Source organism: Variovorax paradoxus NBRC 15149 (assembly GCF_001591365.1).
In the GTDB taxonomy this organism is placed as follows: Bacteria; Pseudomonadota; Gammaproteobacteria; order Burkholderiales; family Burkholderiaceae_C; genus Variovorax; species Variovorax paradoxus.
The window spans coordinates 41,330-60,652 of sequence record NZ_BCUT01000009.1 but is presented as its reverse complement, the minus strand read 5'-3'; the positions used below and the strand labels follow the sequence as shown (position 1 = coordinate 60,652).

The window sequence follows — 19,323 nt, the reverse complement described above, 5'->3', positions numbered from 1 at the left end:
CCGCCCGAGCACACAGGCTCAGTGCCGGAAGTGGCGCACGCCCGAGAGCACCATGACCACGCCGCGCTCGTCGGCGGCATCGATCACTTCCTGGTCGCGCATCGAGCCGCCCGGCTGGATCACGCAGCTCGCGCCGGCATCGACCACCACGTCGAGCCCGTCGCGGAACGGGAAGAAGGCGTCGCTTGCCACCGCCGTGCCCTTCAGCGAGAGGCCCGCATGCTCGGCCTTGATGCTCGCGATGCGCGCCGAGTCGAGGCGGCTCATCTGGCCCGCGCCCACGCCCATGGTCATGCCGCCGGCGCAGAACACGATGGCGTTGCTCTTCACGTACTTGGCGACCTTCCATGCGAACAGCAGGTCCTGCAGCTGCTCGGGCGTGGGCTGCTTCTTCGTGACCACCTTGAGGTCGCTCGCCGCGAGCTCGTGGTTGTCGGCGGTCTGCATCAACAGGCCCGAACCGACGCGCTTCACGTCCATGAGGTTGCGGCCGTTGTCCCAGTCGGTGGTGCCGCCTGGCGGCAGCGCGATCTCGAGCACGCGCACGTTCTGCTTGACCTTGGTGGCCTGGAACACGGCGAGCGCCTCGGGCGTGTAGCCCGGCGCCATCAGCACTTCGACGAACTGCTTGGCAATGGCCTGCGCGGTCTCGCCATCGACCGGGCGGTTGAAGGCGATGATGCCGCCGAAGGCCGAGGTCGGGTCGGTCTTGAAGGCCTTGCCGTAGGCTTCGGCCGCGTCCTTGCCCACCGCCACGCCGCAGGGGTTGGCGTGCTTCACGATCACGCACGCGGGCACGTCGAAGCTCTTCACGCATTCCCATGCGGCGTCGGCATCGGCGATGTTGTTGTAGCTGAGTTCCTTGCCCTGCAGCTGCCTGGCCGACACCAGCGAGCCGGGCGCCGGATGCAGGTCGCGGTAGAACGCGGCCTGCTGGTGCGGGTTCTCGCCGTAGCGCAGGTCCTGCACCTTCACGAAGCGGCCGTTGCTTTGTGCCGGGAACATCGAGCGCGTGGGCGAAGGCTGGCCGATGCTGGCGTCGAAGTCGATGGCCGAGAGGTAGTCGCTGATGGCGCCGTCGTAGTCGGCGATGCGGTTGAACGCGGCCACCGAGAACGCGAACTTGGTCTTGTCGCTGAGCTTGCCGCCGGCCTGGAGTTCGGCCAGCGCCACGGCGTACTGCGAGGCGTCGGTCAGCACGCCCACGTCCTTCCAGTTCTTGGCCGCGCTGCGCACCATGGCCGGGCCGCCGATGTCGATGTTCTCGATCGCGTCTTCGAGCGTGCAGCCGGCCTTGGCCACCGTGGCTTCGAACGGATAGAGATTGACCACCAGCAGGTCGATGGTGTCGATGCCGTGTTCCTGGATGGCCGCCACGTGCGCGGGCAGGTCGCGCCGCGCGAGCAGGCCGCCGTGGATCTTGGGGTGCAGCGTCTTCACGCGGCCGTCGAGCATTTCGGGAAAGCCGGTGTGGTCGGCCACTTCGGTCACGGGCAGGCCGGCATCGGCCAGCAGCTTGGCGGTGCCGCCGGTGGACAGCAGCTTGATGCCCAGCGCATGCAGCGCCTGCGCGAATTCGAGGATGCCGGTTTTGTCGGAGACGGAGATGAGTGCGGTCTGGGCCATGGAATATGCCGTGGAGTTATTTATTTCAGGAGTTTGTGTTCAACCAGCTTCTTGCGAAGCGTGTTGCGATTCAGGCCCAACCATTGCGCGGCCTTCGACTGGTTGCCCTCGGCGCGCGTCATCACGACGTCGAGCAGGGGCTTCTCGACCACACGCACGAGCATCTCGTACATGCCGTCGGGTTCGGTGCCGCGCAGATCACGAAAGTAGCTGTCCAGACTGGTGCGCACGCAGTCCTCGATGTGTTTCTTGCTCATGCTTTTTCTTCTCTTCCTCTCAACCGGCGGCGCAGGCCGCCTCCTCTTCACCGGACAGCTCTTCGGCCGCCTGGTGCACGGGCATGCGGTCCGCCAACCCGTCGAAATAATCGCCGACCGCGCGCAGTTGCGCAGCGGAGTCTTCGATGGTGTTCATCCGTGCGCGGAAGGCTTCGCCGTCCGGCAGCGTGCGCACATACCAGCCGATGTGCTTGCGCGCGGTGCGCACGCCGCTGAATTCGCCGTAGAGCGCGTAGTGCTCCACCAGGTGGTCGAGCAGCAGGCGGCGCACTTCGGCGACCAGCGGCGGCGCAAGGTGCGTGCCCGTGGCCAGGAAATGGGAGATCTCGCGGAAGATCCAGGGCCGCCCCTGCGCGGCGCGGCCGATCATCACCGCGTCGGCGCCCGTGGCCGCGAGCACTTCGCGCGCCTTCTCGGGCGAGCGGATGTCGCCATTGGCCACCACCGGCACGCGCACCGCGGCCTTCACTGCGGCAATGGTGTCGTACTCGGCGCTGCCCTTGTAGCCTTGCTCGCGGGTGCGGCCATGGACAGTGAGCATCTGCACGCCGGCCGATTCGAAATCGCGCGCGAGCTTCACTGCGTTGCGGTGCTCTTCGCTCCAGCCGGTGCGCATCTTGAGCGTGACCGGCACGTTGTGGGGCTGTGCCGCGTCGACCACGGCCTGCACGATTTCAAGCGCCAGCGGCTCGTCGCGCATCAGCGCCGAACCGGCCCACTTGTTGCAGACCTTCTTGGCCGGGCAGCCCATGTTGATGTCGATGATCTGCGCGCCGCGCTCGATGTTGTAGACCGCGGCCTCGGCCATCATGGCCGCATCGGTGCCGGCAATCTGCACCGCGATGGGACCGGGCTCGCCGTCGTGGTTGGCGCGGCGCGAGGTCTTGAGCGTGTTCCAGAGTTCCTTGCGCGAGGTGACCATCTCGCTGACCGCATAGCCGGCGCCGAGTTCACGGCACAGCATGCGGAACGGCCGGTCCGTCACGCCGGCCATGGGCGCGACGAACAGGCGGTTTTCCAGCGTGTGGGTGCCGATCTGCAAGGTCATGAAGTGGAAGGCGTCGCGAGAGCGGCTGCTGAAAAATGAGGCACGATTGTAGCCACGCGCGATGCCATGCGCTGAAACGATTTGCGCGCGCGGTACACCGCAGGCACCGGCTGCATCCGGCGCTTTCTCCGACCTGGCGCAGAGGGGCCGCTGCCTATACTGCGTCGACTCATTTCACTTTATGCAAGCCTGGCTCGACGCACTCCTGGCGCTCCTTGCGCTTCCGCAATACGGACTCTCCACGCTGTTCATCGCGGCCTTCGTTTCGGCCACGCTGCTGCCGGTGGGCTCGGAGCCCATTCTTTTCGGCCTGCTCAAGCTCAACCCCGACATGTTCTGGCCGGCGATCCTGGTCGCGACGGTGGGCAACACGCTGGGCGGTGCGGTCGACTGGTGGATGGGCTACGGCGCGCACAAGGTGGCAGACAAATATTCGCACTCGAAACATCATGTGCGGGTCTTGGGCTGGCTGGAGCGGCTCGGACCCAAGGCCTGCCTGCTGAGCTGGCTGCCGCTGGTGGGAGATCCGCTGTGCGCGGTGGCCGGCTGGCTCAAGCTGCCGTTCTGGCCATGCCTTGGCTACATGGCCATCGGGAAGTTCCTGCGCTATGTCTGCATGACGGTCGCGCTGCTCTACGTGTTTCCGTCGTGAAGCGAACGCTTCAGCTCAGGAGGCCGTAGGGGCCGCCGCGTTCAAGCGCGCGCTGGTAGGCCGGGCGCGCATGGATGCGCTCCAGGTACGCCATGAGCCTGGGCCGCTTCGCATCGAGGCCGCCGCGCGCCTGCGCGGCTTCGACCGGAAAACTCATCTGGATGTCGGCACCGGTGAATTCGCTGCCGGCGAACCATTCGCTCTTGCCGAGTTCGCCTTCCATGAAATTCAGGTGGCTCTCGATGTTGGGCGTGACGATGGCCGCCTTCGCCTTGCCCGAGATCATTTTTGCAATCGGCTTCACGAAGAACGGCATCTTGCTGTTCTCGATCCTGTCGAACACCAGCTTGAGCAGCAGCGGCGACATCGCCGAGCCTTCCGCGAAGTGCAGCCAATAGCGATAGCGCACCGCCTCGGGCGTGCCCGCCGCGGGCGCAAGGCGGCCGCTGCCATGGCGCTCGATCAGCGTTTCGATGACCGCGCCCGATTCCGCCAGCGCCAGCCCGTCGTCCGTCGTCACCACCGGCGACTTGCCCAGCGGATGCACGGCCCGCAGCGAAGCGGGCGCCAACATGGTCTGCGGATCGCGCTGGTAGTGGACGATCTCGTAAGGCAGGCCGAGTTCTTCGAGCAGCCAGAGCACGCGCTGCGAGCGCGAGTTGTTCAGGTGATGGACGGTGAGCATGAGGCGGCTTTACGAACTGAAGAGGAAGTTCATCACGTCGCCATCCTTGACAACGTATTCCTTGCCTTCCGAACGCATCTTGCCCGCGTCCTTTGCACCCTGTTCGCCCTTGTAGGCGATGTAGTCCTCGAACGAAATGGTCTGGGCGCGGATGTAGCCCTTCTCGAAGTCGCCGTGGATCACGCCGGCGGCCTGGGGGCCGGTGTCGCCGATGTGGATGGTCCAGGCGCGCACTTCCTTCACGCCGGCGGTGAAGTAGGTTTGCAGGCCCAAGAGCTTGTAGGCCGCGCGGATCAGGCGATTGAGGCCCGGCTCCTCCTGGCCGATTTCGGCGAGGAACATCTTCTTGTCCTCGTCGTCCATCTCGGCGAGTTCGGCTTCGATCTTGGCGCAGATGGCGACCACGGGCGCGCCCTGCTTGGCTGCGTACTCGCGCAGGCGGTCGAGGTAGGGGTTGTTCTCGAAGCCGTCTTCGGCCACGTTGCCGACGAACATCGCGGGCTTGGCGGTGATCAGCGTGAACGACTTGACCAGCGGCTGCTCTTCCTTCGTGAACTCGAGCGCGCGCACCGGCGTGTTCTCGTTCAGCGCGGCCTGGCAGCGCTCGAGCAGGCCGACCAGCTTCTGCGCGTCCTTGTCGCCCGAACGCGCCACCTTGGTGTGGCGGTGCAGCGCCTTCTCGACCGTGGCGAGGTCGGCCAGGCAGAGTTCGGTCTGGATCACCTCGATGTCGGAGATCGGGTCGACCTTGCCGGCCACGTGGATCACGTTCTCGTCGTCGAAGCAGCGCACCACGTTCACGGTGGCGTCGGTTTCGCGGATGTGCGCAAGAAACTTGTTACCCAGGCCCTCGCCCGTGCTGGCGCCGGCCACCAGGCCGGCAATGTCGACGAACTCGACGATGGCGGGCACCACGCGCTCGGGCTTGACGATCTCGCTGAGCTGGTCGAGCCGCGGATCGGGCACTTCCACCACGCCCACGTTGGGCTCGATGGTGCAGAACGGATAGTTTTCCGCCGCGATGCCGGCCTTGGTCAACGCATTGAAAAGGGTGGATTTACCGACGTTGGGCAGGCCGACGATGCCGCATTGCAAACTCATGGGGGGTCCTCTTGGGTAACCGGGGATTTTAGGCTGTCCAGGTTTTCCCTCGGCCGCGCGCATTTCGGGCCGCTTCACCCGCCCCGGAAACCCCCTGGCCAAGAATCAGGGTTAAACCGGATTAGCAAACGTTTGCGCAAACGTTTTCGTTGGTTAACATCGATGCCCCGGCCACAGACCGGCGCACCGCTCAACCACCTCAGGAGACATCACCCATGAAGTTCACCCGCCGCACGCTGCAAAGCGCAGCCGCCCTGGCGCTGCTGGGCGCTTTCGCCGCCTCGCCCGCCCTGGCCCAGGACAAGCCCAAGGTCGCGCTGGTCATGAAGTCGCTGGCCAACGAATTCTTCCGCACCATGGAAGACGGCGCGAAGGCGCACCAGAAGGCGCATGCCTCGGAGTACACCCTGGTGGCCAACGGCATCAAGGACGAGACCGACACGGCCGCCCAGATCAAGATGGTCGAGCAGATGATGGCGCAGAAGATCAATGCGCTGGTCATTGCGCCGGCCGATTCGAAGGCGCTGGTGCCGGTGGTCAAGGCGGCCATCGACAAGGGCATTCTCGTGGTCAACATCGACAACCAGTTCGACGCCGCCGCGCTGAAGGAAAAGGGCATCCAGGTGCCCTTCGTCGGCCCCGACAACCGCGCCGGCGCCAAGCTGGTGGGCGACGAGCTCGCCAAGAGCCTGAAGGCCGGCGACAAGGTCGGCATCATCGAAGGCGTGTCGACCACCTTCAATGCGCAGCAGCGCACCCTCGGCTACCAGGACGCCATGAAGGCCGCCGGCGCCACGGTGGTGGGCGTGCAGTCGGGCCAGTGGGAAATCGACAAGGGCAACACGGTGGCCGCCGGCATGATGCGCGAGCACCCCGACCTGAAGGCGCTGCTCGCGGGCAACGACAGCATGGCGCTGGGCGCCGTGGCGGCCGTCAAGGCCGCGGGCAAGACCGGCAAGGTGCTGGTGGTGGGCTACGACAACATCGGCGCCATCAAGCCGATGCTGAAGGACGGCCGCGTGCTTGCCACCGCCGACCAGTTCGCGGCCAAGCAGGCGGTGTTCGGCATCGAGACCGCGCTCAAGGCGCTGGCCGAGAAGAAGCCGCAGTCGAGCATGCCGGCCGAAGTGAAGACCGACGTGGTGCTGGTCACCAAATCGTCGGCCAAGTAAATGTTGCTCGCCCCCAGTCTTCGCGCACTTCGTGTCGCTTCGCCAACCCCCTACCGGGGGCAACACCTGAGGCCCGGCGAAGCCGGTTCCTCGGTGTTTCTGGAATGAGGTGGTCATCGTGACTGACGCCCATCACAGTACGCCGGTGCTCTCGCTGAGCGCGCTCGGCAAGGACTATGCGGCGCCGGTGCTCGACGACGTCTCGCTGGTGCTGAACGCCGGCGAGGTGCTCGCGCTCACGGGCGAGAACGGCGCGGGCAAGAGCACGCTGTCGAAGATCGTCTGCGGCCTGGTGCAGCCCACGCGCGGGCAGATGCTGCTGGGCGGCGCGGCGTTCCAGCCTGCTTCCCGCCGCGACGCCGAGCGCCTGGGCGTGCGCATGGTCATGCAGGAGCTGGGGCTGGTCACCACGCTGTCGGTGGCCGAGAACCTGCTGCTCGACCGGCTGCCCAACCAGACCGGCTGGATCCGCCGCGGCAAGCTGCACGATCTGGCCGCGCGCCAGCTCGCGAAGATCGGCATGGAGCACATCGACCCGGCCACGCCGGTGGCGCGGCTGGGCATCGGCCAGCAGCAGATGGTGGAGATTGCGCGCAACCTGCAGGACGACACGCGCGTGCTGGTGCTCGACGAGCCCACCGCCATGCTCACGCCGCGCGAGACCTCGCACCTGTTCGAGCAGATCGAGCTGCTGAAGGCGCGCGGCGTGGCCATCATTTATGTGTCGCACCGGCTCGAGGAGCTGCAGCGCATTGCCGACCGCGTGGCGGTGCTGCGCGACGGCCGGCTGGTGGACGTGCGCGCCATGGCCGGCGTGCGCGAAGCCGAGCTGGTGCAGCGCATGGTGGGCCGCGCGGTGCACGAGCATGAAGGCCGCGACCGCCGCATCGCCGGGCCGGTGCTGCTGAGCGCGCGCGGCATCGGCCGGGCCGAGGCCGTGAAGGACGTCGACATCGACCTGCATGCGGGCGAAGTCATGGGCCTGGCGGGCCTGGTCGGCTCCGGCAGGACCGAACTCGTGCGCCTGCTGTTCGGCGCCGACCGCGCCGACCGCGGCGAAATTCTTCTCTACGACGGCATTGCCGCCACGCAGCCGGTGCTGCGCGTGCGCAAGGGCTGGCGCTCGCCGATGCAGGCCATCCGCGCCGGCATCGGCCTGGTGACCGAAGACCGCAAGTCGCAGGGGCTGCTGCTCACGCAGCCGATCCGCGTCAACGCCACGCTGAGCGACCTGGGCGCCATCTCGCACGCCGGCTGGCTGCAGCGCGCCAAGGAGCGCGGCATCGCCCGGCGGCTGGTGGAGCTGCTGCGCATCCGCTCGCGCAGCATCGAGCAGCCGGTGGCCACCCTGAGCGGCGGCAACCAGCAGAAGGTGGTGTTCGCGCGCTGGCTGCACCGCGAATGCAAGGTGCTGCTGCTCGACGAGCCCACGCGCGGCGTGGACGTGGGCGCGCGCGCCGACCTGTACGCCGAGCTCGACCGCATGACCGACGCCGGCAAGGCGCTCCTGATGGTGTCGAGCGACCTGCGCGAACTCATGGCCATGTGCGACCGCATCGGCGTGATGAGCGCCGGCCGGCTGGTCGCGGTGTTCGAGCGCGGCCAGTGGAGCGAGCAATCGCTGCTGGCCGCCGCCTTCAGCGATGCGGCAGGCCGCGCCGCCAGCGCGGCACCCCCCACGGCGGGCTCCGCCATTTCCGATCCGAATCCGGGCCAACCGGCCACCGCCGACACACCATGACCGCAGCCGCCGCCACCTCCGCCCCGCCCTCCGCCCTGAAGGGCCAGCTGGGCACCTACGTGGGCCTGACCGTCGTGCTCGTGGGCATGGTCGCGCTCTTCGGCACGCTGAGCGAATATTTCCTCACGCGTGAAACCTTCATCTCCATTGCCAACGAGATTCCCGCGCTCGCGGTGATGGCCGTGGGCATGACCTTCGTGCTGATCATCGCGGGCATCGACCTGTCGGTGGGCTCGGTGCTTGCGCTGAGCGCGGCCGTCACGGCCGCCGCCATCCTCCAGTGGAAGCTCTCGGTGCCGGTGGCCGCGGCGCTGGGCCTGGCCACCGGCCTGGTGTGCGGCAGCGTGACGGGCGCGGTGTCGGTCGCATGGCGGCTGCCGAGCTTCATCGTCTCGCTGGGCATGCTGGAGGCGGTGCGCGGCGGCGCCTACCTGGTGACCGATTCGCGCACGCAGTACGTGGGCGACGCGATCTCGGGCCTGGCCGCGCCGTGGATCGGCGGCATTTCCGCGGCCTTCGTGCTCGCGGTGGTGCTGGTGGCCGCCGGCCAGCTGGTGCTCACGCGCACGGTGTTCGGCCGGCACGTGGTGGGCATCGGCACCAACGAAGAAGCGATGCGGCTCGCGGGCATCGATCCGCGGCCGATCCGCATCATCGTGTTTGCCGCCACGGGCCTGCTGGCCGGGCTCGCGGGACTCATGCAGTCGGCGCGGCTCGAAGCGGCCGACCCCAATGCCGGCGTCGGCATCGAGCTGCAGGTGATTGCGGCCGTGGTGATCGGCGGCACCAGCCTCATGGGCGGGCGCGGCTCGGTGGTCAACACTTTCTTCGGCGTGCTGATCATCGCGGTGCTCGAGGCCGGGCTTGCGCAGGTGGGCGCCAGCGAGCCGAGCAAACGCATCATCACCGGCGCGGTCATCGTGGTTGCGGTGATCATCGACACCTTGCGCCAGCGCCGGGCCGATCGCCGCCTGGCCTGACGCTGCATAAAAAGGGGGAAGCAACCATGGCCACCATCAAGGACGTCGCGCTGCGCGCGGGCGTTTCGGTCACCACCGTCTCGCACGTGGTCAACGACACGCGCCATGTGAGCGCCAAGGGGCGCGAGCGGGTGGAAGAGGCCATCCGCGAGCTGGGCTACGTGCCCAACGCGATGGCGCGCAGCCTCAAGAGCAACACCACCTCGACGCTCGGCATGCTGATTCCGAACAGCTCGAACCCCTACTTTGCCGAGATCGTGCGCATCGTCGAGGACCGCTGCTTCGGCGCCGGCTACACGCTGGTGCTGTGCAACACGGACGACGAGCCGCGCCGCCAGAGCGTCTACCTGCAGGTGCTGGCCGAGCGCCGCATCGACGGGCTGATCGTGGTGTCGACCGGCGCCGGCGACGACGATTCGCTCGTCACGCAGCTGGACGGCCTGCGCATTCCCACGGTGCTGGTCGACCGCGAGATTGCCGACCCGGCCTGCGACCTGGTCGAAACCGCCCACATGCAGGGCGGGCTGCTCGCGGTGCGGCACCTGCTGTCGCTCGGCCACAAGCGCATTGCCTGCATCGGCGGGCCGGTGGGCGTGATGCCGAGCGAGCAGCGCATCGAGGGCTGGCGCATGGCGCTGGCCGAGGCCGGCACCGCGCCGAATGCCGATGCCCTGCTGTGGCGCGGCGGCTTCACGAGCCAGGGCGGCTACGAGGCGATGCACGCCATCCTGCGGACCGAAGAGGCGCCCTCGGCCGTCTTCGTCTGCAACGACCTGATGGCCATCGGCGCCCTGCGCGCCGCGCATGAAAGCGGCGTGCGCGTGCCCGACGAGCTCTCGATCGTCGGCTTCGACGACATCGAGCTCTCGGCCTACACCAGCCCACCGCTCACCACCGTGGCGCAGCCCAAGGAGCGCATCGGCGCGCTCGCGGTCGACATGCTGCTGGAGCGCGTGGGCGGCAAGCGGCGCGATGCGCGCAAGGTGGTGCTGCAGCCCGAGCTGCGCGTGCGCGCCTCGACCGCGCGGCACGCGAGCTTCCGCGAGGCCGCCGCACCGTCTTCCTCTTCCACGCCAAGCCGAAAGTCCCGCACCCCGTGAGTTCGACGCCTTCTTTCTTCTCTTCTTCCAGCGCCGCCTCGCCGCCGCGCATCGTGGTGCTCGGCAGCCTGAACATGGACATCGTGCTGCGCGTGCCGCATGCACCGGCCGCGGGCGAAACCCTGCTGGGCCATTCGATCGCCCACATTCCGGGCGGCAAGGGCGCCAACCAGGCCGTGAGCTGCGCGCGCGAAGGCGGCCGCGTCGGCATGATCGGCTGCGTCGGCAACGACGCGCACGGCCAGGCGCTGCGCGATGCGCTCGGGCGCGACGGCATCGACACCGCCGCGCTGCGCACCAGCCCCGGCGAGCCCACGGGCACCGCGCTGATCCTGGTGGAGGACGGCGGCCAGAACCGCATCGTGATGATTCCCGGCGCCAATGCGCAGGCCGAGATCGACGCGCCGGCGCTGCGGCAGCAGCTGCAGGGCGCGGCCTTCCTGGTGACGCAGTTCGAGATACCGATGGGGCAGGTCGCGCGCGCCATTTCGGTGGCGCACGAGGCGGGCTGCAAGGTGCTGCTCAACCCCTCGCCGGTGCAGCCGATCGCCGAGCCGCTGTGGCCGCGCATCGACACGCTGGTCGTCAACGAGATCGAGGCCGAGGCGCTGTGCGGCCAGGCCGCCGACAGCCCGCAGGAAGCCGCGCTGGCCGGCCAGGCCCTGCGCGCCAAGGGCATTGCGCGCGTGGTCGTCACGCTCGGCGCGCGCGGCGCCGTGGCCATCGATGCCGATGGCGCGCGCCACCATCCCGCGCCTCAGGTCCAGGCGGTCGACACCACGGCCGCAGGCGACACCTTCCTGGGCGCGCTGGCCGTGGCGCTGGGCGAGGGCCAGTCCTTCGACGAAGCCGTGCGCCTGGGCATTCGCGCCGCCGCGCTGTGCATCCAGCAGCCCGGCGCCCAGCCTTCCATTCCGCAGCGCGACGCCGTGCTGCAAAGCCCCCTGCCACCCGACTGGATCGCACTGTGAAACGTACCGCCCTGCTGCATGCCGAACTCTCGCAAGTGATTGCCGCGCTGGGCCATGGCGACATGGTGGTCATCGGCGATGCGGGCCTGCCGATCCCGGACGGCCCCCGGCGCATCGACCTGGCGCTCACGCCGGGGATTCCGCGGGTCGCGGACGTGCTCAAGGTCGTGCTTTCGGAGATGCAGGTGGAGCGCGCGCTGATCGCGCGCGAAGCCATCGGGCAGCTGCCGGTGGGACAGCTGCCGGCATGGTGCGAAGGCCAGCTGGCCGCCCTGCCGGAGACGGTGTCGCACGAGGAACTCAAGCGCCTGAGCGCGCGCGCCAAGGCGGTGATCCGCACGGGCGAATGCACGCCCTACGCCAACATCGTCCTGTACGCCGGCGTGACCTTCTAGATAGAGCCCGCTATTCGAAGCGGTAGTTCGCGCCCACCGCCTGCCCCACCTTGAGCATGTGCTCCACCCCTTGCAGCACGATGCAGTTCATGCCGAAGGTGATGCGCCCGTCGACGCGCGGGTCGGCGCGGTAGGTGCGCAGCATGTCGCCGACCTCGGGGCTGCTCGTGGCGGTGGCCGGGTCGATGTCCGGGATCGGGCAGCGGGTGCAGGGCTTGACCGGCTTGAGCTCGGCCTCGCCTTCGCCGGTGGCGACGTGCAGCGCGTCGACCCGGTCCTCGTCGTGCGACTCGATGCCGGCCAGCACGATGTTCGGCCGGAAGCGCTCGATGCCCACTGCATCGTGGCCCGCGGCGGCCAGCCGCTCATTGAGTTCGGCCAGCGATCCCTCGCTGGCCACCAGCAGCGGAAAGCCGTCGGCGAACTGGTTCGTCGCCTCGACGCCATCGGTCCACTGCAGGCTCGACAGGCGCTTGTGCTCGGGGTCGAAGCGCACCAGCCGCAGTGCCTGCGGCTTGCCCGGCTCGGAGAGAAAGTCGCTGAACCACTGGGCGGCGATGTCGCCCATGTCGTAGGCCGCGACCTCGTCCTTCCAGACGCGCACGCGCACCGGCTGCTCGACCCGGTCGAACGCCAGGTGCAGGGCCAGCATGCCCGGCGCGCGCAGCACCACTTCCATGTGCTTCATCTGCGGGCGGATCAGCGCCATGCGCGGCAATTGACGCTGGGTCACGAACTCGCCCTCTGCATCGACCACCATCCAGGCGCGGTCGAATTCCAGGCCGGTCTCGGTCAGCAACGCCTCGGGAAGCTCGACCCCCGCGCACGATTTCACGGGGTAGACGAACAGGCGCGCAATGGTGGCTTCAATGTCGAAGGCGGGCTGTGGCACGTGGGGTTCCTTGGATTCCTTGGAATTGGGCAGCGATTGTCCCGCATCGGCCGCCGGGGGCTCAGCCCGGGAACGGGCTTGTTCTTACAATGGCCGGATGGCCCTCCCTCCTGAAGTTTGCATTCGCGGCGCCGGCATCGTGGGCCGCACGCTGGCCCTGCTGCTCGCACGCGAGCGAGTGCGCGTCGCGCTGGTGGTTCCGCCCGCCGCGGCCGGCAAGCAGGACATCCGGGCCTATGCGCTCAACACCGCCTCCCGCACCCTGCTCGAATCGCTGCGCGCCTGGCCCGACGCCGCGCATGCCACGCCGGTGCGCGAGATGCTCGTGCACGGCGACGAAGGCGGGCGCGTGCAGTTCAGCGCCGTGCGGCAGAAGGTCGATGCGCTGGCCTGGATCGTCGACGTGCCGGCGCTCGAGCAGCAGCTGGCCGATGCGGTGCGCTTCCAGCCCCAGGTCGAAGTCGTTTCCGAGCCGGTGTCCGCGCCGCTCACCGTGGTGTGCGAAGGCAAGGCCAGCGCCACGCGCGACGCCCTCGGCGTGAGCTACGCGGTCACGCGCTATCCGCAGCATGCGATTGCGGCGCGGCTCGAAGCCGCGCAGCCGCACGACGGCGTGGCGCGCCAGTGGTTCAACGACACGGGCGAGGTGCTGGCGCTGCTGCCGATGGGCGGCGTGCAGGGCCGTTCGCTGGCGCTGGTGTGGTCGGTCGACCAGCTTCGCGCGCCCGCGCTGCTGGCGCAAGGCGACGAGGAATTCAACGCCGCGGTGAGCGAAGCCAGCCATGGCGCGCTCGGCCCGCTTCGGCTCACCAGCGAACGTGCCGCCTGGCCGCTCGCGCGCGCCATCGCCGACCGCTGGACCGGCACCCTGCCGCAGGCGAAGGGCGCGGCCGCGCAGTCGTGGGCACTGGCCGGCGACGCGGCCCACACGGTGCATCCGCTCGCGGGCCAGGGCCTCAACCTCGGCCTCGCCGATGCGGCCATGCTGGCCGACGTGATCCGGCAGCGCGAGTACTGGCGCAGCGTGGGCGACCCGCGCCTGCTGCGCCGCTACGAACGCGCGCGCCGCGCCGACGTGCTGCAGATGAGCCTGGCCACCGACGGCCTGCAGCAGCTGTTCTCGCACAGCGTGGGCCCCCTGCCCGCGCTGCGCAACTGGGGCATGCGCGGCTTCGACCGCACGCGCCTCCTCAAGCACTGGATCGCCAACCAGGCGATGGGCTTGAAGGCATGAATCCATCGACCGGACTTCCCATGAAACTCGCACGCAACCTTCTTCTCGCCGCCTGCACCCTGGCCGCGGCCGCCACGGCCCTGGCCGGTGAGGCCGAGATCCGCAAGAACCTTCCGGCGCGCATTCCGCAGTTCCCGGCCATCGACGAAGTCACCAAGTCGCCGCTGCCGGGCCTCTACGAAGTGCGCGTGAACGGCTTCCAGATCTACTACACCGACGAGCAGGGCAACTACCTGCTGCAGGGCAACCTGATCGACGTGAATGCGCGCAAGAACCTGACCGAGGAGCGCATCGAGAAGCTCAGCCAGGTCTCGTTCGACAAGCTGCCCATGAAAGACGCCATCAAGATCGTGCGCGGCAGCGGCAAGCGCAAGCTCGCGGTGTTCGAAGACCCGAACTGCGGCTACTGCAAGCGCTTCGAGAAAGACATGAAGACGGTCGACAACGTCACCGTCTACCTGTTCCTCTACCCGGTGCTCGGTCCCGATTCGGCCGTCAAGTCGCGCGACATCTGGTGCAGCAAGGACAAGGGCAAGGCCTGGGGCGACTGGATGGAAACCAGCGTCAAGCCCGCCACCGCGGCAACCGGCTGCGACGTCACGGCCCTGCAGCGCAACGTCGAGTTCGGCCGCAAGTACAACATCACCGGCACGCCCACGCTGATCTTCAGCGACGGCACCCGCACGCCGGGCGCCATTCCCGCGGACCAGGTCGAGAAGCAACTCGCCGCCTCCATCAACTGATGGCCGCGCCGACTGTTTCCCGGCGCGCGCGAGCGGCTGCGCCGGCCGCCGCGGTGCACTACCGCATCGAGTGCGCCGACCTGCATGCGCACCTCTTCGCCGTCACCCTGACCATCGAGGCCCCCGCCGCGCAGCAGTGCGTGGCGCTGCCGGTGTGGATTCCGGGCAGCTACCTGGTGCGCGAGTTCGCCAAGAACCTGCAGGGCCTGCGCGCCACGCAGGGACGCCGCAAGCCCGCGCTGACGCAGCTCGACAAGTGCAGCTGGCAGGTCGACTGCGTGCCGGGACAGCCGCTGGTGCTGCACTACCAGGTCTGCGCCTACGACAACTCGGTGCGCACCGCCTGGCTCGACGCCAGCCGCGGTTTCTTCAACGGCACCAGCCTGTGCCTGCGCGTGGAGGGCCAGACCGATGCGCCGCATGCACTGGACATCAGCGCTCCCGCCCTGCCGCCCGGCGACGATGCGCGCTGGTCCTGCGCCACCGCGCTCGTGCCCTCGAAGATCGACAAGCATGGCTTCGGCCGCTACCTCGCGGCCGGCTACGACGAGCTGGCCGACAGCCCGGTCGAGATGGGCCCCTTCTGGAGCGCCGAGTTCGAGGCCTGCGGCGTGCCGCACCGCTTCGTCATCGCAGGTGCCGCTGCCTCGTTCGACGGCGAGCGCCTGATCGCCGACACGCAGGCCATCTGCGAAGCCGAGATCCGCTTCTGGCATGGAGACAAGGCCGGCAAGCGAGGCGGCCCCAAGCTGCCGATCGACCGCTACGTGTTCATGCTCAACGCGGTGGACGACGGCTACGGCGGCCTGGAGCACCGGCACTCCACCGCGCTGATCTGCAACCGGCGCGACCTGCCCCAGCGCGGCGCGAAGAAGCAGCCCGAGGGCTACACCACGCTGATGGGCCTCATCAGCCACGAGTACTTCCACACCTGGAACGTCAAGCGCATGCGCCCGGCCGAGTTCGCGCACTACGACTACAGCCGCGAGAACTACACGCAGATGCTGTGGTTCTTCGAGGGCTTCACCAGCTACTACGACGACCTGCTGCTGCGCCGCGCCGGCCGCATCGACGACGCGGGCTACCTGCGCCTGCTCAACAAGACCGTGAACCAGGTGCTGCAGACGCCGGGCCGGCTCGTGCAGTCGGTGGCCGAGGCGAGTTTCGATGCCTGGGTCAAGTACTACCGGCAGGACGAGCAAACGCCCAACGGCACCGTCAGCTACTACACCAAGGGCGCGCTGGTGGCGCTGTGCTTCGACCTCAGCTTGCGCCGCGAAGGCAAGGGCACGCTCGACGACGTGATGCGCCACCTGTGGACCCAAGGCGGCGGCGGCCCGATCAGCGAAGCCGACGTGGCCGCGGCGCTCCAGGCCGTGGGCGGCCGCTCCTATGCGGCGGAAATCGCGCAGTGGATCCACTCGACCGACGAGCTGCCGCTGGCAGATTTGCTGCGCGCGCACGGCGTGGCTGCGCTCGAAGACCCGTCGCAGCAGGCGCAGGCGCTGGGCCTGCGCGTGGCCGAGGCCAACGGCAGCGTCCAGGTCAAGGTGGTGCTGCGCGGCGGCGCCGCCGAAAAGGCCGGCTTCTCGGCCAACGACGAATGGATCGGCATCGAGCTGCCGGCCGTCGGCCGCAAGGGCCAGCAGCGCCCCGCGCAGGCCTGGCGCATCGCCAAGCTCGACGACCTGGCGCTGTACCTTGGCGACGCCACCCGCTGCACCGCGCTGGTGGCGCGCGACCGCAAGCTGCTGAGGCTGCCGCTGGTGCTGCCGGAGGGCGCCACCACCTGGCGCCTGTTCTCGCACGACGCGGCAAAGATCGCGGCCTGGCTCGCGCCGGGCGCGCGGCGCTGATCCGCGCCTATGGCCTGTATACAGTGAATCGCGTTTTCACCTTCCCTTGGAGACACCCATGAGCTACGAAAACATCGAAGTGCGGACCGAAGCAGGCAAGGTCGGCATCATCACCCTCAACCGGCCCAAGGCGCTCAATGCGCTCAACGACGCGCTCATGACCGAGCTGGGCACCGCGCTCAAGGCCTTCGATGCCGACGACGCCATCGGCTGCATCATCCTGACCGGCAGCGAACGCGCCTTTGCGGCCGGCGCCGACATTGCCGCGATGGCCAAGTACAGCTTCATCGACACCTACAAGGGCGACTACATCACGCGCAACTGGGAGACCATCCGCTCGATCCGCAAGCCCGTGATCGCGGCCGTGAGCGGCTTTGCACTGGGCGGCGGCTGCGAGCTGGCGATGATGTGCGACTTCATCATTGCGGCCGACAACGCCAAGTTCGGCCAGCCCGAAATCAAGATCGGCGTGATCCCCGGCGCCGGCGGCACGCAGCGCCTGCCGCGCGCGGTGGGCAAGAGCAAGGCGATGGACATGGCGCTCACCGCCCGCATGATGGACGCCGCCGAAGCCGAGCGCGCGGGCCTCGTGAGCCGCGTGGTGCCTTATGCGCAGCTGGCCGACGAAGCGCTCGGCGCTGCGCTGATCATCGCGGGCTACTCGCAGATCGCGGTGATGGCGGCCAAGGAGTCGGTCAACCGCGCGTTCGAGAGCGGCCTCTCCGACGGCGTGATGTTCGAGCGCCGGCTGTTCCATGCGCTGTTTGCCACGGCCGACCAGAAGGAAGGCATGGACGCCTTCCTCGCCAAGCGCCAACCGGACTTCAAGAACGCCTGAGCGATCAGGATCAGCGCGCGAGCAGCGCCTTCAACTCGGCCAGCGCCTGCGCCGGCGGCGTGCCGACCGAGGCGCCGGCTGCCGTGCCCTGCGGCGTCCAGCGCACCTGGTCGCCCGCGATCTCGAGCACCGCGAGCAGGGCGCCGCCGCGGTAGAGCTCCAGCCGCGCCTCGACGGGCGCGGCCGGTTCAGCGCCCGGCGCGGTGGCCGAACGAGCCAGCGTGTTGACCAACGCGGCCAGCCCCTCGGTGTCGCCGCGCGCATGGCGCACGCTCTGCCCGGCGCGTGTTGCGTTCAGCGACGTCCATTGGTCGAGCGCCGAGAACGCACCTTCAGCCGGACTTGCCGCGGCCTTGCCTGCCATCACGGCCGCGCGCGGCGCGGGGGCCGAGCGCAGCATGCCGGAGGCGGCGTCGGCGCTGGGGCTGCGCTGCGGTGCCGACAGGGCTGGAGAAGAACCAGAAGTGCCGCCGCTGGCGGCCTCGCGGGTGGCGGGCGGCGCTGCGGGGGCCATGGGCGCAGGAGGTGGCGGCGGCGCGATCGCTGCTGCTGGTGATGATGCTGGTGCCGGTGGAACTGCTGCAGGTGGCGCAGGTGCGGGAAGCGGCGCTGGCAGCGGCGGCGGCTCTGGCGCGGCCTGGCTGGCCTGGGGCTCGGGCGCTGGTGCAGCAGCCTGCTTGCCGGAGGGCGGCGGCGCCGATCGGCGCACTGCGATCTCCCTGCTTCGCATGGACTCTTCGCTCACCGTGTCTCGCGCCGCTTCGGCCTGCGGCTGCGGCTGGGCTTGAGCTGGTGCCGGTGGCGGGGCCGATGCGGTAGCTGGCGCGGGCGCGGGTGCCGCGGCCGGCGCCGGAACCGCAGCCGCAGACGGCGCCGCCTCCGGAGCGGCCGCAGGCGCGGAGGCAACTCGCGCCTCTCCATCCAGCCGCGCATCGGGCACCGGTTCGCGATGCCAGAGCACGGTCACGAAGGTGGCCAGCAGCACGGTCGCGAAGGCGGCGTTCCACGGCATGCGCGCATGCGATCCCCCGCCGCCACCGAACAGCCGGCGCCACCAGGGCGCGGCACCCTCGTCTTCAGCCGCCGGCGCCGCCGCGGGAACCGGTGCGAGGTTGTGCGCCATCTTCCGGATCGCGTCGCGGGTGCGCGGATCAGGCAGTGCGTCGCTGTCGGGCGCGTGGTCGAGCGCACGGCGAAGTGCGGGGTCGCGCAGCGCCGCGTCCTCAGCGCCATCGTCGAAGCCAGGGGTGCCGTTGCCGCTGCCGGTGTTCATGCGCGCTGCTCCAGCACCGACAGGTAGCGTTCCATGCAGCCGCGCAGTTTCTGCAGCCCGTAGCGCAATCGGCTGCGCACGGTTTCGAAGCCGATCTGCAGGCTGGCCGCGAGCGCTTCGACGGTCAGCCCGTCTTCATGGTGCAGCAGGAACGCGGCGCGCTGCTCGGCAGGCAGTTCGTCGAGGCAGGCCAGCAGGCGCCGGCCGGCGGCGCGCCAGAACGCGAGTTCTTCGGCCGACGGATGCGCCGCGGCATCCATCGCGCCGCGCACGCCGCGGTCGAGCGTGGGAAAGGCGTCCTCGCCATCGTCCGGATGCGCGGCGTCGAGCGCCACCTCGCGCCCGCTCACGCGCAGCCGATCCATCGCCAGGTTGTGCGCGATCGTGAAGGCCCAGGTGCGCCAGGCGGCGCCCTGCGGCGAAAAACTGTCGCGCGCCGAGATGATGCGCACCCAGGTGTCCTGGAACACCTCGTCCGCCTGCGCGGCCAGCCGGGCGCCCAGCAGCCGCTTGACGAAGCGGAACAGTCCGCCCTCGTGGCGCGCGTAGAGCACGTCGAACGCCGCGCCGTCGCCGCGCGCGTAGGCCAGCATCAACTGGTCGTCGGGCATGGCGTCGCGCTCGGTGGCGGCTTTGGCGGAAGGGGCGCGGGGCAGCGCAGACATCGGCGGATTTTCACCCGGGGTTGTACGGGCGGCGGCCGGCTTCGGGGTTGGCCATCGCAAAAAAGACACCGTG

General features: G+C 69.1%; 19 protein-coding genes. 11 read left to right on the top strand and 8 right to left on the bottom strand.

Translation table 11 applies throughout. The features are described 5' to 3' along the window. Nucleotides 1-18: 18 nt before the first annotated feature. Genes purH through dusB form a run of 3 tightly spaced genes read right to left on the bottom strand, consistent with a single transcriptional unit; the run spans nucleotide 19 to nucleotide 2,952 of the window. Nucleotides 19-1,626, bottom strand: coding sequence for a bifunctional phosphoribosylaminoimidazolecarboxamide formyltransferase/IMP cyclohydrolase (gene purH, locus VPA02S_RS30525; protein ID WP_062367241.1), 1,608 nt, complete (start codon nucleotides 1,624-1,626; stop codon nucleotides 19-21). Nucleotides 1,627-1,646: 20 nt separating this feature from the next. Continuing rightward, the gene (locus VPA02S_RS30520; protein WP_007838304.1) at nucleotides 1,647-1,883 is read right to left on the bottom strand and encodes a Fis family transcriptional regulator; all 237 of its coding nucleotides are present in this window, start codon (nucleotides 1,881-1,883) and stop codon (nucleotides 1,647-1,649) included. A 19-nt stretch (nucleotides 1,884-1,902) separates the two neighbouring features. Further along, on the bottom strand, nucleotides 1,903-2,952 hold the full coding sequence (gene dusB / locus VPA02S_RS30515; RefSeq protein ID WP_062367239.1) for a tRNA dihydrouridine synthase DusB: 1,050 nt from the start codon (nucleotides 2,950-2,952) through the stop codon (nucleotides 1,903-1,905). 181 nt (nucleotides 2,953-3,133) lie between these two features. On the opposite strand from dusB, the gene VPA02S_RS30510 reads away from it, so the two are divergent. Beyond that, complete coding sequence (locus VPA02S_RS30510) at nucleotides 3,134-3,604, top strand: YqaA family protein (protein WP_015867395.1); 471 nt, start codon at nucleotides 3,134-3,136, stop codon at nucleotides 3,602-3,604. A gap of 10 nt (nucleotides 3,605-3,614) precedes the next feature. Here the strand turns inward: VPA02S_RS30510 and VPA02S_RS30505 are convergent, their stop codons facing one another. Both VPA02S_RS30505 and ychF read right to left on the bottom strand, forming a co-directional pair. Further along, complete coding sequence (locus tag VPA02S_RS30505; protein WP_015867396.1) at nucleotides 3,615-4,289, bottom strand: glutathione S-transferase; 675 nt, start codon at nucleotides 4,287-4,289, stop codon at nucleotides 3,615-3,617. Nucleotides 4,290-4,298: 9 nt separating this feature from the next. Continuing rightward, nucleotides 4,299-5,390 (bottom strand): redox-regulated ATPase YchF, encoded by a 1,092-nt coding sequence (ychF, locus tag VPA02S_RS30500; RefSeq protein ID WP_015867397.1) that lies wholly within the window; start codon nucleotides 5,388-5,390, stop codon nucleotides 4,299-4,301. 215 nt (nucleotides 5,391-5,605) lie between these two features. Here ychF and VPA02S_RS30495 point away from each other — a divergent pair, with 215 nt between their 5' ends. From VPA02S_RS30495 to rbsD, 6 genes are all read left to right on the top strand, one after another. Further along, nucleotides 5,606-6,562 carry a sugar ABC transporter substrate-binding protein gene (locus VPA02S_RS30495; protein ID WP_062367237.1) on the top strand — a complete coding sequence of 319 codons (957 nt, stop codon included), beginning with the start codon at nucleotides 5,606-5,608 and terminating at the stop codon, nucleotides 6,560-6,562. 109 nt (nucleotides 6,563-6,671) lie between these two features. After that, nucleotides 6,672-8,303, top strand: a complete 1,632-nt coding sequence (locus VPA02S_RS30490; protein ID WP_062367235.1) for a sugar ABC transporter ATP-binding protein — start codon at nucleotides 6,672-6,674, stop codon at nucleotides 8,301-8,303. Then, nucleotides 8,300-9,283, top strand: coding sequence for an ABC transporter permease (locus tag VPA02S_RS30485; RefSeq protein WP_062367233.1), 984 nt, complete (start codon nucleotides 8,300-8,302; stop codon nucleotides 9,281-9,283). The genes VPA02S_RS30490 and VPA02S_RS30485 overlap by 4 nt, the downstream gene beginning before the upstream one ends. A 26-nt stretch (nucleotides 9,284-9,309) precedes the next feature. Next, nucleotides 9,310-10,383, top strand: a complete 1,074-nt coding sequence (locus VPA02S_RS30480) for a LacI family DNA-binding transcriptional regulator (protein ID WP_062367231.1) — start codon at nucleotides 9,310-9,312, stop codon at nucleotides 10,381-10,383. After that, on the top strand, nucleotides 10,380-11,354 hold the full coding sequence (gene rbsK, locus VPA02S_RS30475; protein ID WP_062367229.1) for a ribokinase: 975 nt from the start codon (nucleotides 10,380-10,382) through the stop codon (nucleotides 11,352-11,354). Before VPA02S_RS30480 ends, rbsK begins: the two co-directional genes overlap by 4 nt. After that, nucleotides 11,351-11,749: a D-ribose pyranase gene (rbsD, locus tag VPA02S_RS30470; protein ID WP_018906233.1), complete on the top strand. Its 399-nt coding sequence runs from the start codon at nucleotides 11,351-11,353 to the stop codon at nucleotides 11,747-11,749. Before rbsK ends, rbsD begins: the two co-directional genes overlap by 4 nt. A gap of 10 nt (nucleotides 11,750-11,759) precedes the next feature. On the opposite strand, the gene VPA02S_RS30465 is transcribed toward rbsD, so the two are convergent. Further along, nucleotides 11,760-12,641, bottom strand: a complete 882-nt coding sequence (locus VPA02S_RS30465) for an MOSC domain-containing protein (protein ID WP_062367227.1) — start codon at nucleotides 12,639-12,641, stop codon at nucleotides 11,760-11,762. 97 nt (nucleotides 12,642-12,738) lie between these two features. Between VPA02S_RS30465 and VPA02S_RS30460 the strand changes: the two genes are divergently transcribed. From VPA02S_RS30460 to VPA02S_RS30445, 4 genes are read left to right on the top strand one after another with little or no spacing between them, the layout of a single operon-like run. After that, the gene (locus tag VPA02S_RS30460) at nucleotides 12,739-13,875 is read left to right on the top strand and encodes an FAD-dependent monooxygenase (RefSeq protein WP_018906231.1); all 1,137 of its coding nucleotides are present in this window, start codon (nucleotides 12,739-12,741) and stop codon (nucleotides 13,873-13,875) included. Nucleotides 13,876-13,895: 20 nt separating this feature from the next. Beyond that, a complete protein-coding gene (locus VPA02S_RS30455) occupies nucleotides 13,896-14,618 on the top strand; it encodes a DsbC family protein (RefSeq protein WP_018906230.1) in 723 nt (240 codons plus the stop codon). Then, entirely contained in the window at nucleotides 14,618-16,474 is a 1,857-nt protein-coding gene (locus VPA02S_RS30450) for a M61 family metallopeptidase (RefSeq protein ID WP_062367224.1), read from the top strand. Before VPA02S_RS30455 ends, VPA02S_RS30450 begins: the two co-directional genes overlap by 1 nt. Nucleotides 16,475-16,532: 58 nt before the next feature. Beyond that, nucleotides 16,533-17,312, top strand: a complete 780-nt coding sequence (locus VPA02S_RS30445) for an enoyl-CoA hydratase (protein WP_015867408.1) — start codon at nucleotides 16,533-16,535, stop codon at nucleotides 17,310-17,312. A gap of 10 nt (nucleotides 17,313-17,322) precedes the next feature. Here the strand turns inward: VPA02S_RS30445 and VPA02S_RS32265 are convergent, their stop codons facing one another. Together VPA02S_RS32265 and VPA02S_RS30435 are read right to left on the bottom strand one after the other, a co-directional pair. Continuing rightward, nucleotides 17,323-18,585, bottom strand: coding sequence for a hypothetical protein (locus VPA02S_RS32265; RefSeq protein WP_244883823.1), 1,263 nt, complete (start codon nucleotides 18,583-18,585; stop codon nucleotides 17,323-17,325). Continuing rightward, nucleotides 18,582-19,250: a sigma-70 family RNA polymerase sigma factor gene (locus VPA02S_RS30435; protein ID WP_018906226.1), complete on the bottom strand. Its 669-nt coding sequence runs from the start codon at nucleotides 19,248-19,250 to the stop codon at nucleotides 18,582-18,584. The genes VPA02S_RS32265 and VPA02S_RS30435 overlap by 4 nt, the downstream gene beginning before the upstream one ends. Between the last annotated feature and the right edge of the window lie 73 nt (nucleotides 19,251-19,323).